Consider the following 17,231-nt stretch of genomic DNA (forward strand, 5'->3'; position numbering starts at 1 on the left):
GGTGTAATTAAGAGCATTTAGTGTTGCCGTAGCCAACTCAATTTAGACATCAATTGAGTTGGCTGCGTCATTTTTGCTTAATAAGCATTTGAGTTAACAACGATGCTTATCAAAAAATCAGCTGCGAATCTTAATATATTGTTGCTTCTACTTTATGGTTTACCCGCGAATTTTAGTTCCTACTCCACAGCGAATATACGAGGTAAACTTCGGTACTCCCTTTATATAGTCACTTTCAAACCAATCGCTATTGAAACCGCAGCGTTATTCATTTTCAATCATAGATCTATTTACATTACGACCACCAAAAGCGTTACCCCATATGCGATTTAAGCGGTTTTACCATTTTTCATGGAGTCAACTTTAGCCTAATCCTACGGTTTTCATTACAATGGGTCGAATACCGACTTTGAAGTAACCTAAAGATGGCAAAACCGAATAAAAAAGGCCCTTCACGTACCGTTGATATCTTCTGCGCTAAATGTAAAACCCAACTGTTTAAATATCGTAAGGGAGGTAAAGGTGCCTTAGTCAAATGCTTCAAAGAACGAATCGTTGAAGATAGCACTAAAGTTCCCTGCACTTGCCCAGAGTGCGGCCAGATATTTGCCCGTGATACCTTAATAAGAGGCGCGCCAGCATTTAAAATGATAGGCGGTAAAGTCACTTTCAAATAGCCTCATCGCACTCTCATCAATATCATAAGCATCAACTGCACTAATTCAGACGGATGCATTAGGATGTTAGTATCAGTTTTAATCACCCTTCATGCCAAAGACTTATCTCTAAAGCTAAGCACAACCCCGATGTGTACAATTAACACCTGCTGAACCTTAGGGTTTGTTACCCTTTAGATATTTGCAGCATTTGCCCCAACAATGAGTACAAGCATCTTATTTGTATCACTTTACTGATCGCTCAACCCAATCTTAATCATATAATAAGACGGCAATGAATCAGCTTTCCTGGCTACAAAATAAGTCATCCACTTACCTAGCCAATAATGTTTGGTTTTATTAGCCTTTGCGATTATTTGCGAACTGGATCGAGTTTTATAAGACAAAACTGCAACAACCTCATTTATTGTGCTAAATTTAGAATTCAGAGTTCTAAGTTTATCTTTTAAGAGGCGGCTATGGCCCATCGTTGGCAAATTGCAATTTCTGCGGGTTTATTAGCGGCTATTTGGGCTGGAGTTGCTGATGTGTTTCATCTGGTAACCTGGGTCGGGTTTCTCGGTTGCAGTACTTTCTTCGCTCAAACTGAATCGGGCGCTAAAGGCATGATAATGGCGATGATGACCAATCTTTCCGGCGTATTCTGGGGATGGTTAATTATTGCGGGTAGCGGTGTTTTGGGGTCGCCCGTAATAAGCTATGCATTAACGGGAATTGTTACTGCGCTTATGTGCTTACAAGCCAGTAATAAAAACTTTGCTTTTATTCCCGGCACATTTATTGGCTGTTGTATTACGTTTGCCCTAAATGCAGATATCGCAGCCATTATTCCACCGCTCGTTATAGGCGCTGTACTCGGTTACAGCATGAGCTTACTCACGAGCTTATTGATAACGTTAACGGATAAAACAGCTGAATCGTTAAAAGACAAAACCATAGAAGAAATCTAAATACAAAGTAGATTAATTATAAAATAGCTCGCCTGTTGACTCATATGTGCCAATTACAATGGCCAATATGATCAATGATTAGGAAGCAAAGCTCTGTCGTAAAAGCGACGCTACGCCTTGTTAGTTTGTCTTAGTCTCAAGTAACTCTTGTAATGCCGTTTCTTGATTAATAAGCCCAAGCGAGTAATTACCAGAAATACTTGATACGCCGCCCACATAAGCTGCATTGGCAAGCTCAGCAGTTAAGCGAACAAAATACGTTTTATTGGCTTGAGCATCAAAAGATATTTGCAATCCACCGGCACGCCAATTGGACATAATCCCTCCTTCTTTAACTGCAATTATCACCCTACCAGGATTAAGATCCAAAACATGGTAGCCTCCGTTACTGATATTGAAACTGTCGACACCATTTAGCTGTATTGTCGGAGCTGCTGCGCCATCCAACATGGCCCAAGGACGATAGAAATATACTTTAGCTTTATTTGCCTCGGGCGCTTGCGTTTGAGTAAATTTAGCGCCGGTGGCACTACAAGCGGTCAGCGATGCAATCATAACTAGCGAACAAATAAATTTCTTCAACATCGACTACGCTCCTTCTCACCTCAAATTAACGCTCGCATCTGCGACACTGTGTGGCATGCATTTGTTAGCAATATTCACTATTTAAATTCTATAGGTATACTTACAAAGCTTAATAAAATTGGTTTAGTTCATATCAATCTACGATCCAGCTTATGTCATAGTGTGGAAATTCAGGAACAGCTTCAGACGCTCTTTCTTTAGATGAAAGCACTGCAAAATGGCCTCGTCTATTCAGAGCCGCACAACCGGTTTCCCAATTCGCACACCAGATGCCAAGAGCAACAGCGGCGTAATACCGTGAACTGATAGAAGTGCAGAAATCAAAGCGAATGAGTTTTTCTTCACCATTAATTTGCTCTGTTACGGCAGCAGAGCGGGTGGTCTGTCCATTGTATGAAGACGGTGACCACTGACAAACCTCATAGCAACGTCCATAATCACAATAGGGATTGGATTTAGTATCCAGCGGCGTTTCGAATGACGGATCGGTAAAAAACAGTTCCGATAACGGTAAACGTTTATGCATTAACTTATTAAACAAACGAATAAATAATGGCTTATACATAGAATCATAGCCGATTGCACACACACAAATAACATGATCTTTTGTTGGGTCGATCTTATTACCGAGGTGCTGCAGAATGCTTTTATTATCAGCGCCAGGTCCTATCCAACAAGTTGCAATTCCCATACGTGTTGCTTGAATAACAATTTTTTGCAAACTTCGACCGACATCTATTATTGATAAGCGATCATATTCGCGTGGAGCAATGGCAACTAAAAATTCGTGTGCACCAACCACTGGCCAAACCGTTAATGCGGCTTTGATATATTCAAACCGAATGGGTTTTTGCCCAAGTAATTGACTTGGTTGACTATGAAACTGAACCGTCTTAAGTAATTCAGCATGATGTTCCGCCGTTAAATTGCGAGACTGAAATGAACGGCATGATTTGCGAGATCGCATCAGATCAAATACATCAAGATGGTGTTTATTGGCAGGTACCTTTTCGGTAGGATGGAGTCCATATTTAACCATAACAATGGTGCCAAGCAGCGCGATACTCAACAATGTCGCCAGACCAAGCGGCAGCCAAAACAACAAAGCTTGCCAATGCCCAATAATCCAGCCAATCCCAGCAATCAGTAGCAATACCAATATCCATATTGCATGGATAATATATTGTAACCAACCACTAAATTGAAGCCTTAACTTTAGCTTCCATATCGCACTATCTTCAAAGGACCATTGTTTTTCTAATGGCATATAGCTCTCCCATACACTTAAAATGCGCTTGAACACATGTAGACATTAACTTAAGGAGCCACTATCGCTCTGTGTGACCGACTAACGCCTAACACATTGCTCTGCCGCACAAAATAATTGGCAATTTTTACCAATACGCTGAAGTACAAAAGGTAACAACGGTTTTGTGTGAGTAGCTGTAACGTCTTATATGCCTAATTCTTGATAGAGGCTGTATTTTTAAAACCAACCGTCTTTCGAAGATATCTGTCCATTTAAACCACATTTTCACTGCGGGACAACATTTTTAATTCCTCACTTTGGTGCATTTCGAATAACAAATCATGAACGCCTGAGTCAACCATATCGGTTACCCTTTGTTTCATTAGATATTTTTCTATGGGTTCAGATAATTTTTCATTTGAACTTTTTATAACGGCTCAATAACAATGACCAATTTCTATGTCCAAGTCCAAGTATCGATTTAACGTCACTAACTGGTGGATAGATTAATTTGCTGAATATATCTAATTTATTCATAAGTGATTGGCTCTCTTTTACCTATAACGTCACCAAAGCGCAAAGCGTTAACCGTCCGACTTGAGTCGCTTGTATCGCCAAACGACTCTCAACGTCACTTAAACACGCTTTAACACCCGATCAAATAACAATAAACTGCAATGTCATCCAGCTTTATTCCACGTTGGCTTGGTTACTGGCATGGATATAGTACAGCGCGATAGCTAAACAGATAACCGCCGCTATTCGACTTGGTGAAAACACTATCGCGTCATTGCCGAACCAGCCGAAATTATCGATTAACATGCTCATTAACAGTTGCCCAAAAATAACGGCTACGGTTGCTACCGCAGTACCAATTTTTTGCACCGCAAACACCATGATAACTATGTATGGTACGCCGCACATCGCGCCCAGCAACTGCCATTTAGGTACCTCTAGCAAAGTTAACGAATGCGCAGGTTCAAAATAAAAAATAAGCAGACCTGTCACCAAGGCGCCTAACGAAAAGGTTAAAAAGGCACAACGAAATACGCCGACTTTACTGCCAAGTTGTCCATTAATTGCCGCTTGAATACTCAATGTTGCGCCACCGATGACCGCCAACATAATCATAATAAATGTCATTACTCCCCCCTTAACCCTGTGCCATTAAAATAAGTGCTGCTACGATAAATCCCAGTGCGATAAGCCGTTTTCGATCAATTGGCCGCGGTTGACTGGCAAATAAGCCAAAGTGATCAATAATCAGACTCTTCGACACTTGGCCGGTTAAAATCCCTATCATAGTCATGGCGATACCGATTGCTGGCGCAGTAATGGTTAAAATCACAACGTATATTGGCCCTAATATTCCGCCAAGCAGTGTCCAAGAAGGCTGGGAAAAAAATGACGGACTATTTCTTGGGCTGAAAAAAAGCATCAAGATAAAGGTTAACGCCGCACCTACCCCAAATATGCTAAAGGTTGCCCATAGCTCACCCACCTCAGCCCCTAACGGACCTAACAACCCTGCTTCAACGGATAATCCCATCCCGCCGAGCACCACAAGTAAAATCAACATCAACTGCATAACTGAACCCCTAATCATAAAGCGCGCATCATAACCTAGTGCTTTAACGCGAAAAATGGGATAATACAACAAACACCTTTGCAGGAATTGCACAGATGAACGATGCAAGCTCAATCAATATCAGAGCGTTAAAGTTTTTTATCGAAGTTTATGAAAGTAAGAGTTTCTCTATTGTTGCACGCCGTGAAGGTGTCTCGCCGTCTATGATATCAAGAGTGATTCAGCAGCTTGAAGAGTCACTAGGACAGCAGCTGTTTTACCGCAATACCCGCGCAATTATCCCAACTGAAGCTGGCAGGATTTTTAACGATTACGCCCGCTCGATGACTGAGCAATTAAATGAAGTTCGTAATGAATTACAAGATAGGGCGACCGAGCCAAAAGGTTTAATAAGAATTAATGCACCCGTTTTCTTCGGCCAGAAACACATAGCCCCTTGGTTGGCAGGCTTTTTAACTCAATATCCAAAGGTGCAAGTTGAGCTCATTCAAACCGACGATTTCATCAATCCGCATATTGACGCCGCAGATGTCATCTTTCGAATCGGCTCACTTGCTGACTCAACACTTCATGCCCGAGTACTTGGAGTACAGCGCTACCATTTGGTCGCCTCTCCGGCATATTTAATCAAGCACGGCACTCCCGAAAAACCTAGCGATCTCACTCGCCATCACTGCCTAGTGTATAGCGGTTATTCTGGGCAAAATCGCTGGTTATTCAGAAGCAATGCAACCACTTGGCTTCACCAAGCCGTAACGCCGACACTGGTATCGAACAATGCCGAGTCATTACTTATCTCAGCGTTAAATGATAGCGGGCTGGTATTATTCCCTAATTGGTTAATCGGCAACCATTTAAACAATGGCACACTGGTGTCACTGCTCAACGACTATCAACCGACAATTAAAACTGGACCACAGAATATTACCGCTATTTATCCTAATGCGCGTCGCCCACCGTTAAACGTTAGGGTACTGATTGATTACTTTATTGATGTTTATGGCACACCAGCCTATTGGGAGTATCAAACTTAAAGTTATTTTGATCAATTACTTCAAGCATGAGGCAACACAGTTACTTGCTTGCTGTGAACATGTCAGTTCGCCATAGAATATTCAAGAATATTGGGAATAGTGAAACCATACTTGAGGAAGGTATAAGCACGTTTTTCTTGCAGGTAAATTTCACAGCTGGGATGTTTGAAGATGATCTTAAGAGTTTGCTTTTATGTTTATCAATCGCCTCCTCCGGATATGTGCAAGCACTTGATTAAATGTTTATTCGAGTGGGCTTTAATGATGATCCTGATTAACGGTTAACTTATTTTGGAAAACATGTCAGGATTTGAAACAATTAGAATATGTAACCTGAACTAGTTATAACTGCATCCATAACCGGGTTATTGCAAGCTAATTCAACGCAGTTAACAAGGCAAAAGACTATTTAAGAGACGTTTGCGATACCGAGTTCAGGTTATGTAATATTCTTATTAGCAGTGCACTTACTTTTTACCTTTGCTACAACCATTACACCGATAACTTAACTTAACACTATAATATCTAGATAAAAATCGATTTTAAGTGTAGTGAAAACTGTACCGATAGCAGTTAGCATTAAACTCAATGAAAAATAGTGACTCTTTGATTTTTAAAATATGTTAAATCAAACACTGATAAGTTATAGGGTTTAAAAGCACACACTATAAAGCCTGCCAACGCCTTAAGAAGAACAATACTTTTGCAATTTGTTAGATTTTTTGTGCGATAACGGCATACCTATGCCAAGACTGATGCTCTCCATCAGGACCAACACCCAAACTTTTGTGTTCAGTATAAGACTCTATTCTATAGCCTCGAAACAAATTGATAATTTCACTTTCTGATACTACGAGTACATCCGGCCAATAGGCCTCCTTGTTATAATTAGGGCCAGCCATTGTATCTTCGCACCCGACAAACGAACCAACGAATATCCCACCAGGCAGTAATGAGCGAGTAATCTTGTGCCATACTTCATCGAACTTATTTTCAGGACAAAAACACAGACTTGAGTCAGCCACTATGAGTGAAGCTGAAGGGTATGTGAAAGCATCAAACGTACTTTGTGATAACCAAACGTTTTTATCACTACCAAACCGCCTTTTACAGCGTTCAATAGCTTCTGATTCTATATCAAAAGCATGCACTTGAAACTGCTTAGATCGAAGGAACGCAATATCGCTTCCTGAACCACAGCCACAATCAATCGCTATCTTACGGTCACCAACTAATTCTATCGCTCGCTTAAGATCATCTCTAGTTTGCCGATTTTCTGTTGCTTTGAAGTACGTAGATATTTCTTTGGAAGGCATTCAATGGCTCCGAGTGTAATCTAACGCCCAATAATGGGGCAGCTAATCGTTTGTTAACATGCTGTACGAAGTGAACCAAGCAAACTGTAACAGCCCCACTTGAATTGCCTATTAGCGTGTATTTATCAGAATATTCTGTAACTCTTCAACATAGAAGTAATCTTTTTGCTGCTGAGTTAGCTTAATGAATGTTTTTGCCTTTGCCGCATACAAATGAACATCTACAGTGTCAGCACTATAATAGCCTCTAGAGTTCGTAATTTTACCTTTGTATTTGATGGAATAAACCATAAAGGTTCCAGCCTCTAGCGTTTATTCTTTACAAGATAACACCTCAGCATCTTGGATAATTGCACCTTCAGTGCAATCGTCACCTTTCCAATGTCCCTCAAGCGCCAAGCAAAGGTCGATGTTTCAAACTATGGTACTTCAATGCCATTTGGAGACAATGGCCTAGAGGCCCTTCTTTGATAGCAGCATCCAGAGGAACCACAATCGCACGTTTACCCTCATATGCGAATTCATCTCGATATATCTCCCTGAAGGTTTCAATCAATCGAGTCTGGCAATGGAAATATACCTTTATAGAATCAGGATCTTTTGGCTTCCAGTCCATTCGAATCGTCGTGCCGCCTTTTACAAGATAGCTGGCCTCGCCCCACTTAAGCGTTTCTTCAACAGCACCCAAGTCGTTTTCTTCCGCAACGGCAAGAATGAGATGACGAATGGCGTTAAGCAGTCTTTGCGCTTCAGCGGGGTAAGTCGCAAATTTTGCCTGTATTTCTGCTTTCACTGGGCCTCCAATTGCAACACACGTAACGCCGCGTTAAGCGGTGAGCAACGCGACGACCTAAACTAAACATTGCACCTTAAACACCAAACTCAACTTGAGCTGAAACCACCAAGCATAGGGAATCAGTCTTGAACACTTTTTAAATTACAATAACTTGAAGAAGTAGACCGTTGCTTCCAACTCCCCTGTAGAGCTACGAGCAAATTGAGGGATTTGACCTGCCTCGGTGTAACCAATTGAACGATATAACGAAGAAGCTACGTCGCCTAACCGAGTATCTAACACAAGTAGTGACAAGCCCATTTCAGATGCGGTACTTTCCATTAGCGACATCAGCTTTTTACTCACGCCTTTGCCTCTAGCCCTCGTATCAACCATGAGTTTTTCAACTTCTCCTCTATGTGCACCATTAGCTTTAGCAAAAAGAGATAATTGAACGGCGCCAATGACATTATCATTGTCATAGGCTAAAAACAGCTTTCGAGTACCCGACTCAAGTTCTGTTTCAACAGACTCCCAATATGATTTCACTTCTTGGTCATTGATTGGTGTTAAGAAACCGACAGATGCACCACTCACGATACAATCAGCAAGTAACGAATGTAATTGCTCAACTAAACCCGATATCGAACTGACTTGTTTTATTTCCACAAAACTATCCTTGTATTTAACGCCCTAATAATGAGCACAAAATTGATGACTAAAATAAGCGAAGCACGATCAATAGTCAGCTGTTTTTAGTCCTTTGCAATGACTTAATATATGCTCGTTTCGATCACTGTCAACGATTCGCATAATCATCCTTGAGCATATAACGCCAACGTAATTGGTGCGAGTTTACCAGCGTCCTAATTGACGCACCTGTTAAATTAAAATAATCACTGCCAATATTGCTAGGGCATTGCTCGTGAGATAATGTCTTCAAGCAACCTCCCCATACTTATGTATAGATTTGATGGTTTCTCTGCGGAGATTCTTAATGCCGATAATTCACTGCTGTTGATCCATTGCCCGGCCTTAATAACCGCAATGGGTGCAGCGAGTGCTTGCAAATCATCTAAAGGGTTCTCTTTTAGCACAACCAAATCAGCTACCTTGCCACTCTCTATAGAGCCGTATTTATCGTCAACTCCCAATGCGGTTGCCGCATTGATAGTCGCAGCCCGTAAGACCTTTATTGGCGATATTCCCGCTTTCACCATCAGTTCAATTTCAAGGTGGGTTGATAACCCTGGTGGCATATATAAGGTTCCGCCATCAGAGCCTAACAACAATGTCACCTCTTGTTTATCCAGCTCCCTAACGATGTCAAAAAGAAACTGCTCCTCTTTGCTATTCCAGTCCGCTTGTTCCTGTGATGCTCCTAGCCATCTTTTAACGCCAAACTCAGTATTAATTATGCGATAAAGAGGATTTAAGGTGTTCAACGGCAGGCTATCGACGAACGCGGCTTTGTCTTGGCTTAATTTGGTCAAGTGATGGAATGTCGCCAACGTCGGAGTAACAGTCGGATTAATCGCCTTTAATTGGCTCACCCAAATAGCCATGCTGTTTTGATCAAATGAAAAATTAAGCGGGCCTTGAAAAATATCTTCTACATGCTCCAGAGATTGCAAGCCACTGTTAGATTGCAATCCAAGCCCATCTATCGGGTTAGGACCATGCTTGGCTATGGGGAAATCCAACCGGCTGGCTTCATCAGTAATGGCTTCAAAAACCTCCTTATCTAAGTAGCCATAGGCTTTGATAAAATCATATCCATCATCTTTATATTTTCTAACCAGTTCACGTGCTTTTGCTGGTGATATCACTACCTGCTGAAGAGCATGAGCATATCTTTCACCGTCCCAAACGGGGGATGACGTATACAAATTGCTGCCAAGCCAATCACCTCTGTTTAACTCATTTTTCCATCTAAGGTGCATGGGTAACCCTCTCATATTCCTCACAGAGGTAACGCCATATGCGAGGTACAAGGCTAGGTATTTTCGGTCATGCAGATGAACGTGCATATCAAACAGGCCGGGCACGACGTATTCGCCGTGCAAATCGATCACCCGAGCATCTCGACTTTGGCTAGATGTTTTTTCTCCAATAGAGACGATCCGGCCTTTGGAAAGGTAAATTCGTTGATTTCTTATTGTTTTACCGGTTAATACATCAATGTAATTTGCATTGTCGAGCACAATATCTTCCGTATTATCAACGGCGTGCAAATCGTTAGGCATTTCATAAATTGATATTGGGATGGCGAGTAATATCAGAGCGAGTACACATAACAGCGATAGGATTGTATATTTCAGCAAGTTAATGAAAATCTTCATATTAATAAGCCAATTTGTAAACTTGGATTTAACGCCCGCAGAAAACGGGCGAGTTTTTGATGACGATGGTTAGCTGAACTTAGCATCTCACTGTAATACAACATCTTTCAATTGCGTTATTTCAATTTTTTATCTTTATATGAGCTCAAAGCTTGATTGAAATAAAAGTTTGTCTTGGGTTGGTTTGCTGACTTTTCATCCAACAAACCAATTCTTAGCTACTAAGAGTCAGATGATGCAAAAATTGCCACTACTTAATCGCATTTCTTAACCATGGACCAATAAAGTTGGCAGCATTCAACATTATTGAAAAATGATTTTCTTTATCCACTATTTCAATTACCTTGCGAGCGTCTTTACCACTGTATTTCTCTGCGAACATAGTGACTTTTAATGGATCAAACGCCTCATCTTGCCTTCCTATCCATAAGCCAAATTGGTGTATATCAGATAATTGAGAGTCAGGTGAATGAGGGGTCACAGCGTTCGACATATTAACAGTGTTAAACGGGACAATTTCAGGGTTATCTCTTAACACAGAATCTGGAAAATTGAATTTTACTGCTTTTGAATGACCGAAAAATAAACCACCGCTCATCGTATTGATGACAAAGTCAGAGGTTGTTACTGTAGAAAACTCGAAGCGTTTACTCTCACCAGCATCGTAATTAGTTTCTGAACGATAACCAAAATATGGCGCTAGAAATACATAGCCATCAATCTCAGCTCTTTGATCCCAACTAGAATAATTTAGCGCTAAACCAGCACCACTTGAGTGACCACCAACAAATAGAGGAAGATTTGGGTATTTATCACGAGCAACGTTAACCATTGTATTAATGTCTAACCACACTTGTTCAACCTGTGGAGTATCACCTCTATTTCCGCCAGATCCTCCATGACCTCGTATGTCTGGCATATATACAGCGATATTAAAATTATCACGTAAACCCGTACCGATGTGATTGTAGCTAAGGCCGCTATGAGCACCTGCGCCATGATAAAAGATTAACATTGCTTGGGGCTGTTTTGGCAGATAAGCACGATAGGCCAAGGAAACATCATCACTTGCCTGTACATAATTAATAGGCTGTAATGATTTTTTAGGGGCATTTTTAATCTCAGCAAGTGAGAAAAAGTCATTAGTACTTTGCTCATCAGAGCTAGCGTGCACATTATTTGCAAGAAAAGTAAATAACAGTGTTATCAAAGCCTTCATCGCTATGGGGTTAAAGTTCATTAATTAATAGTTCCTTAAATAAAACCTTTTCAAAGTGAGAATTTTCTATTCGCTCAACCATAAAGTGCATAGCCGATTTGCACAACTAACGTCGCGATATAACGTCGCTGTAATTTGCGACTTAACACGCTGAGTAAAGCCGTCAATTATTTTGAGCTAATATATGCTCACAAAAATGACGACCTCATCGACTAAAAAGCCGTATGAATAAACCGTCTGGGCTTCAAATATAACCACCTGCATGATTATCGCCAGACTAATGAAAATGGTTACTCTTCGATACAGCGACCGGACCGGTACTCCTGATAATGAGCTCCGGTCTGATTAATTGTGGCAATTTTTCGTCCTAAAAGCGATCCTGCAAAACCAAGGTGCCGCACATATCAACACCGCTAGACGTCCAACAGATTTCGACATGCTCTGCTTCGCTACTGAGTAAGCCCCTAATTTCATCAAAGTTAATTTCATTGATTTTATTGCCGTTGATGTTGGAAACCACATCGCCTAGGGAAATCTTGAGTGCCTTTAGGCCAGCGGTCTCCCCTAAACCCTTTACTAATCCGCCATTTCTATGCGGCTCTAGTTGCAAACCACTTCGGTCAATAAAGGTTTGAGGGTTAAACTGTATATTCTTTTTCAGAGCTAAGTAGCCATTTTCATAATTGAAAACCACATCAAAATTTCGCAGCAGACCACTACCAATTAAGCCAATACCATTGTCGTCTTCGAAGTCAGGTAGATCATGCACTGCGATATTTTCAAAGCTTGTGCCTGCTATTTGAAAATAATTAATTCGGCTAGTTTTTACCGTCTGTTCGCCATTAAAATTCTTGGTGTTACTTTCAAAGTAGGAAGATGGAAAATTAAAGTCGGTCGCAAGTAACGAATTAATGTATAGATAATCGGGAGCGCCAGTATCTACAACTAAATCATAATGGGCTGGCTGACCTTGCTGATTAGGTATTGCACCTGAAACGTAAGGGAGTCGGCCATGAATAGCCATGGGTAACTTTACCCACTCAGTTGATGTTAAAGCGGTCGAACTATCTTTAATAAAGGTAACCGTTTTGTCTGCATAATTGATACGAGTCATGTATCGATTGAGAATATCAAACCCAATAGCACCATCAAAGTAAGCTTCATCATAAGAGCCAAATAAAGGAGATTGATCGATGGGGACCTGAATAATTGTCATTTCCGATAACGTTATCTGACCGATAGTAATCTCCGCATCGTTGACTACATTAACTTTCCGACCTTGCAGATCTATTTGCATCTCAAATGACAGTGGCTGATCTTTGGTTTTTTCAGTTTCAAACAACACCGTCGCTGCGGCCCCTGAGTCGAGCGCAAAGCGCAAATCCTGCTGGCCGTTTAAGGCTATATTTATGATAACGTGACCGTCATGCCATTCAAATGGTACGGTGAAACTGCTATCTGCCCCATGCCAGTCTTGCTTGGCAAATTGATTACCGCTTTGCAAGTTAATCAGCCCAGTGACACCGCAACCGGCGAGTAAAATGATTACCAAGTGTAAGAAGGATAGCTTTGCAATGCGCTTTGAACCTTTAAATTTCATTTTGACGACTCTCTAATAAATACATATCAACTGTGATATCAAATATTACGAGAAGCCATGGGCATTTTATAGAACGATATTGCGGCGATTGAGGCTATAAATACGCCGGTAAAATCGCAATATCGTTCTATAAGTTTCAGGTTTATCAACTATGCTTGGCCTACACTAAACCAATACAAATTGAAGTCGTTATGAATCGAAAATTAAATGTCTCAGATTGCTTCGATATGTTTTCAGACACCTTTACCCCAAAAGTACTTTTAGATGTTAACGATTCTAGGATTATGCTGGTCAAAATTATAGGCGATAAGATACCTTGGCACTGCCACGCTAACGAAGACGAGTTACTTTGGGTAATGAAAGGAAATATCGTCGTGCACACTCGAACCGAGTCAGTGCATCTCTGCTCTGGAGAATTGTACATGGTAGCGAAAGGGATAGAGCACAAAGTGACTACAAATGAATTGGCCCAAGTGTTGTTGATTGAATCAAAGTCATTTAAGCATACTGGTGAGACTGAAAGCGATATAACTCAAGACGCTTTTGAATATTTGCTAGAAAATAATATCGCCACCTCCTCATCATGATATATTCAATCATCGGAACTAAAGTACGTTAACACTATGACGACCCCAAAATTGAGCACATGGTTCAACACTGCTGTAGGCGACAAACCTCGTATTGAGGTGAATTTGGTTGGCTTTACTTTTGCTCCGCATCGACATGATACTTATACTCTGGCATTAACAACCACTGGCGTACAGTGCTTTAATTACCGAGGAAGCCTGCGCTATTCTTTGCCCGGTGAAGTCGTTGTTTTACATCCGGATGAATTACATGACGGGTTAGCGGGAACAGATGCTCCTTTCGGTTATCGAGCCATTAACATTGATCCTGTCGACGTACAAAATATTTTGCAAGGGCATCATTTGCCATTTTTACCTAATGGCGTGACAGGCAAACCCTGTTTAGTCGATATTGCACAGAGATTCTTGACTGAGTTCCAACGGCCACTAGAGCCGTTAGAATACCAAGACCTTATCTATGATTTTGCCACGGCCTTACAAAAAGAAACCACAATACATCACAAGCATACAACAGCCAATTATCAGGCTATTCAGATGGCCAGGGAATATATCGATGACTCGCTAGATAATGACATAACATTGGATCAGTTAGCCACGATTACAGGCTACAGTAAATGGCAAATCACTCGAGATTTCAGATCATTGTTTGGCACCAGCCCTTATCGATACTTAACCTTAAGACGTCTTGAAAAAGCCAAGTCACTTATGTCGCAAGGAATACCCATTGCGCAAGTTGCGCAAGATTGTTTTTTTTCAGATCAAAGCCACTTTACTCGCCAATTCAAGAAAAGCTTTGGTACAACGCCAAATATGTGGAATAAGTTGAACGAAAGTCCCCAGCGATAAGTGAAGTTAACATAGCATTTTTGTAAGTAACGCCAATATCTGCTTTATTTTTGCGCCACCAAGTCCAAAGTCGGGCTTTCACTGTGGCATGCTAAACGCTGCACATTTTCAAACAAATGATAAAACGTTCACGGACCGAAATTGGGGCGTGAGTGTGAGATCAGCTATTGTTTAAAGTGCGGCAGTACACACAAGGCTGGATCAACGACTTTGCTATAGCCAATGCCTATCAAGGATGTATCGCCTATTTTTAGCAAAGTGACCATATTGCATGTTTTGATTTCTAAGAGCACGACGATTTGACAGCTAACTGACAAACGAAGTAGATGAATTTGTTGATTGGTTTTAATTTGACTGCAAAAGCAGTCAAATAAGCTAGGCTCGCCGATTGACTGACGCCAGGCTCATATGTGTTAGCATTACTCTTTAATACGCCAACCTTTTGATTTTATACATGAAGCGTTTGCGCTAAAAAAAGATAAAAGTTGAACACTTGCAAAAGCTATTTCAGGCTCTTCTGAGTTTTTAGTTAATGTTGTACTCCTAATGCCTTGCCTAGCTTCTAACGCGCATTCACTAGCTTCTTTTCGAAACAGTTCGTTGTCAGCTGACATCTCACCGTATTCGTTATGAATGACAATTGGTGGAGTCGTTGAGCAAGAGCAAACCATAGACAGTATAAAAGCTAAAGATAGTATTCTTGTTTTTATAATCATAACTTTTCATCAAATCCTTGTAATGATAACGCCTATTTAAAGGACTAATAATTGTTTGCTAAAATGTACAGCAAAGCGGTATCGAGCAAAACGTTACGAGTCATGCTTTAAATTCTCGTTAGCTGTAACTTTACACCCATACATCATTTTCAGCTGTAAGTTCACTACCTGAATCACCAGTGTTAACAACACCTTTAGGTTCAACAATCATTATTTTACATTCACTGTTAGCAACTGGTTTATGTTCTACACCTTTAGGGATTACAAACATTTCTCCGGAGTTTAGAGTTACTAGACCATCACGGAACTCTATATTAAGGATACCTTCCAAAACGATGAATACTTCATCAGTATCAGGGTGATCATGCCAAATAAATTCGCCTTCAACTTTCACTAATTTGAATTGGTAATCATTCATTTCTGCAACAACACGAGGAGACCAGTGTTCAGTAAATTTCGAGAACTTATCTTTAAAATTTATAGCATCAAACTTCATTTTTACTCCATACATTCATTTACTGATAATGCCGCAATTTGCGGCTGATTTTTTGAGCGGAGCGAGAAAAACAGTCCGACAACAGCGCCTTGTTAACTGCAAATTTATGATTTAGAAATAATTTCACTAACTGCATGAGATACATCTTCCTTTATTACTGACTCTTCGATAATTGGTATGACCCATGAAGAACCTACCATCTCTAAAGAGGAACGCCAGTCTTTCCATTGCTCACCTCCAATGGAATCAAGATTATCAAGCCCAAATCGATAAGATGCCCCCCACTGAGCAATCGAAGGCAACTCAGGGTCAGCACTTTGAGCACCTAAAACAAAAGGACGATCTATTTCGCCTGGCATGATTGCAAAATAATACTCTACCTTTTCGGCCCTATTTCGAAATTTAGAGATAATCTTCATTTTCCACCGAGCAGTTAACGCTCAAAGCAGCTGCGCGGTACGCGTCGGCTGGCTTTGTTTGATACTCATTGAGCCTCCTCCCTAGCAAGCCGCATCAGCGGTATGCTTAAGGTGACTAAACCAACAGGAGAAAACTCAATGAGGTTTTATAATAACTCACATCCATACTACTGTGGTATCGATTTACATGCACGCTTACTTTATGTCTGCATCATTGATTCTAAAGGGGAAGTTGTTGTTCATAAAAAGATAGGTGCTGACAAAGATGACTTATTACTCATACTCGAACCTTATATCGGTAATGTGATTGTCGGCGTTGAGTGCATGCATTGTTGGTATTGGGTGTCAGACTGGTGTGCTGAACTGGGCATTGATTTCATCTTAGGCCATGCGTTGTATATGAAGGCCATTCACGGCGGTAAAACCAAAAATGATAAAGTCGATTCCTTTAAAATTGCCTCATTACTGCGTGGTGGTAACTTTCCGATAGCCTACGATTACCCCAGCGAAATGCGCGCTGCCCGTGACCTATTACGTCGACGAATGAAAATTGTCCGTCACGGTGCCATGCTCAAAGGTCATGTGGTTAACACCAACAGCCAATACAACTTGCCTGCCACTGAGCTAAATCTTAAAAACATCAGGCAGCGATAAGATCGCATTAAGAGAGCCTCTATATGTGTTTGCATGTTTTGATTTCTAAGAGCACGATGATTTGACAGCTAAATGACAGACGAAGTAGATGAATTTGTTGATTGATTTTAATTTGACTGCAAAAGCAGTCAAATAAGTTAGGCTCGCCTATTGACTGGCGGAAGGCTCATATGTGTTA

Annotated in this window: 18 protein-coding genes and 1 pseudogene; 6 read left to right on the forward strand and 13 right to left on the reverse strand. The window is 40.9% G+C overall.

Translation table 11 applies throughout. The annotated features are described in order from the left end of the window. The first annotated feature begins 425 nt into the window (after positions 1 to 425). Entirely contained in the window at positions 426 to 677 is a 252-nt protein-coding gene (locus tag H5123_RS08010; protein WP_124015389.1) for a hypothetical protein, read from the forward strand. Positions 678 to 1,135: 458 nt separating this feature from the next. Further along, a complete protein-coding gene (locus H5123_RS08015; protein ID WP_124015388.1) occupies positions 1,136 to 1,627 on the forward strand; it encodes a DUF1097 domain-containing protein in 492 nt (163 codons plus the stop codon). A gap of 120 nt (positions 1,628 to 1,747) precedes the next feature. Here H5123_RS08015 and H5123_RS08020 read toward each other — a convergent pair whose 3' ends face one another. The 4 genes from H5123_RS08020 to H5123_RS08035 form a co-directional block, all read right to left on the reverse strand. Beyond that, entirely contained in the window at positions 1,748 to 2,212 is a 465-nt protein-coding gene (locus H5123_RS08020) for a DUF2846 domain-containing protein (protein ID WP_182697618.1), read from the reverse strand. A 133-nt stretch (positions 2,213 to 2,345) separates the two neighbouring features. Next, the gene (locus tag H5123_RS08025) at positions 2,346 to 3,479 is read right to left on the reverse strand and encodes a nitroreductase family protein (RefSeq protein ID WP_182697619.1); all 1,134 of its coding nucleotides are present in this window, start codon (positions 3,477 to 3,479) and stop codon (positions 2,346 to 2,348) included. 672 nt (positions 3,480 to 4,151) lie between these two features. After that, a complete protein-coding gene (locus tag H5123_RS08030; RefSeq protein ID WP_124015385.1) occupies positions 4,152 to 4,604 on the reverse strand; it encodes a DMT family transporter in 453 nt (150 codons plus the stop codon). Positions 4,605 to 4,614: 10 nt separating this feature from the next. Further along, on the reverse strand, positions 4,615 to 5,049 hold the full coding sequence (locus H5123_RS08035) for a DMT family transporter (protein WP_182697620.1): 435 nt from the start codon (positions 5,047 to 5,049) through the stop codon (positions 4,615 to 4,617). 95 nt (positions 5,050 to 5,144) lie between these two features. On the opposite strand from H5123_RS08035, the gene H5123_RS08040 reads away from it, so the two are divergent. Continuing rightward, positions 5,145 to 6,083 (forward strand): LysR family transcriptional regulator, encoded by a 939-nt coding sequence (locus tag H5123_RS08040; protein ID WP_124015383.1) that lies wholly within the window; start codon positions 5,145 to 5,147, stop codon positions 6,081 to 6,083. 713 nt (positions 6,084 to 6,796) lie between these two features. Here the strand turns inward: H5123_RS08040 and H5123_RS08045 are convergent. From H5123_RS08045 to H5123_RS08070, 6 genes are all read right to left on the reverse strand, one after another. After that, complete coding sequence (locus H5123_RS08045) at positions 6,797 to 7,399, reverse strand: class I SAM-dependent methyltransferase (RefSeq protein WP_124015381.1); 603 nt, start codon at positions 7,397 to 7,399, stop codon at positions 6,797 to 6,799. 388 nt (positions 7,400 to 7,787) lie between these two features. Next, positions 7,788 to 8,192: a DUF1801 domain-containing protein gene (locus tag H5123_RS08050; RefSeq protein ID WP_124015380.1), complete on the reverse strand. Its 405-nt coding sequence runs from the start codon at positions 8,190 to 8,192 to the stop codon at positions 7,788 to 7,790. 144 nt (positions 8,193 to 8,336) lie between these two features. After that, positions 8,337 to 8,843 (reverse strand): GNAT family N-acetyltransferase, encoded by a 507-nt coding sequence (locus H5123_RS08055; RefSeq protein WP_182697621.1) that lies wholly within the window; start codon positions 8,841 to 8,843, stop codon positions 8,337 to 8,339. Positions 8,844 to 9,085: 242 nt separating this feature from the next. Further along, positions 9,086 to 10,516 carry an amidohydrolase family protein gene (locus H5123_RS08060; protein ID WP_182697622.1) on the reverse strand — a complete coding sequence of 477 codons (1,431 nt, stop codon included), beginning with the start codon at positions 10,514 to 10,516 and terminating at the stop codon, positions 9,086 to 9,088. Positions 10,517 to 10,766: 250 nt separating this feature from the next. Then, positions 10,767 to 11,756 (reverse strand): alpha/beta hydrolase, encoded by a 990-nt coding sequence (locus H5123_RS08065; RefSeq protein WP_259395609.1) that lies wholly within the window; start codon positions 11,754 to 11,756, stop codon positions 10,767 to 10,769. A 346-nt stretch (positions 11,757 to 12,102) separates the two neighbouring features. After that, positions 12,103 to 13,335 (reverse strand): hypothetical protein, encoded by a 1,233-nt coding sequence (locus H5123_RS08070; protein ID WP_182697623.1) that lies wholly within the window; start codon positions 13,333 to 13,335, stop codon positions 12,103 to 12,105. A 191-nt stretch (positions 13,336 to 13,526) separates the two neighbouring features. On the opposite strand from H5123_RS08070, the gene H5123_RS08075 reads away from it, so the two are divergent. Then, positions 13,527 to 13,922 (forward strand): cupin domain-containing protein, encoded by a 396-nt coding sequence (locus H5123_RS08075; RefSeq protein ID WP_182697624.1) that lies wholly within the window; start codon positions 13,527 to 13,529, stop codon positions 13,920 to 13,922. Between the two features lie 36 nt (positions 13,923 to 13,958). After that, on the forward strand, positions 13,959 to 14,768 hold the full coding sequence (locus H5123_RS08080; RefSeq protein ID WP_182697625.1) for an AraC family transcriptional regulator: 810 nt from the start codon (positions 13,959 to 13,961) through the stop codon (positions 14,766 to 14,768). A 419-nt stretch (positions 14,769 to 15,187) separates the two neighbouring features. Here H5123_RS08080 and H5123_RS08085 read toward each other — a convergent pair whose 3' ends face one another. The 3 genes from H5123_RS08085 to H5123_RS08095 all read right to left on the reverse strand — a co-directional run bounded on the left by H5123_RS08085 (position 15,188) and on the right by H5123_RS08095 (position 16,399). Beyond that, a complete protein-coding gene (locus H5123_RS08085; RefSeq protein WP_182697626.1) occupies positions 15,188 to 15,484 on the reverse strand; it encodes a hypothetical protein in 297 nt (98 codons plus the stop codon). 130 nt (positions 15,485 to 15,614) lie between these two features. Next, the gene (locus tag H5123_RS08090) at positions 15,615 to 15,980 is read right to left on the reverse strand and encodes a cupin domain-containing protein (protein WP_182697627.1); all 366 of its coding nucleotides are present in this window, start codon (positions 15,978 to 15,980) and stop codon (positions 15,615 to 15,617) included. Between the two features lie 104 nt (positions 15,981 to 16,084). Next, positions 16,085 to 16,399 (reverse strand): hypothetical protein, encoded by a 315-nt coding sequence (locus H5123_RS08095; RefSeq protein ID WP_235781613.1) that lies wholly within the window; start codon positions 16,397 to 16,399, stop codon positions 16,085 to 16,087. 138 nt (positions 16,400 to 16,537) lie between these two features. Between H5123_RS08095 and H5123_RS08100 the strand changes: the two are divergent. Further along, positions 16,538 to 17,050: pseudogene (locus H5123_RS08100) on the forward strand (transposase); the annotation flags it as partial. Between the last annotated feature and the right edge of the window lie 181 nt (positions 17,051 to 17,231).

The organism is Shewanella sp. SR43-4 (assembly GCF_014163845.1).
In the GTDB taxonomy this organism is placed as follows: domain Bacteria; phylum Pseudomonadota; class Gammaproteobacteria; order Enterobacterales; family Shewanellaceae; genus Shewanella; species Shewanella vesiculosa.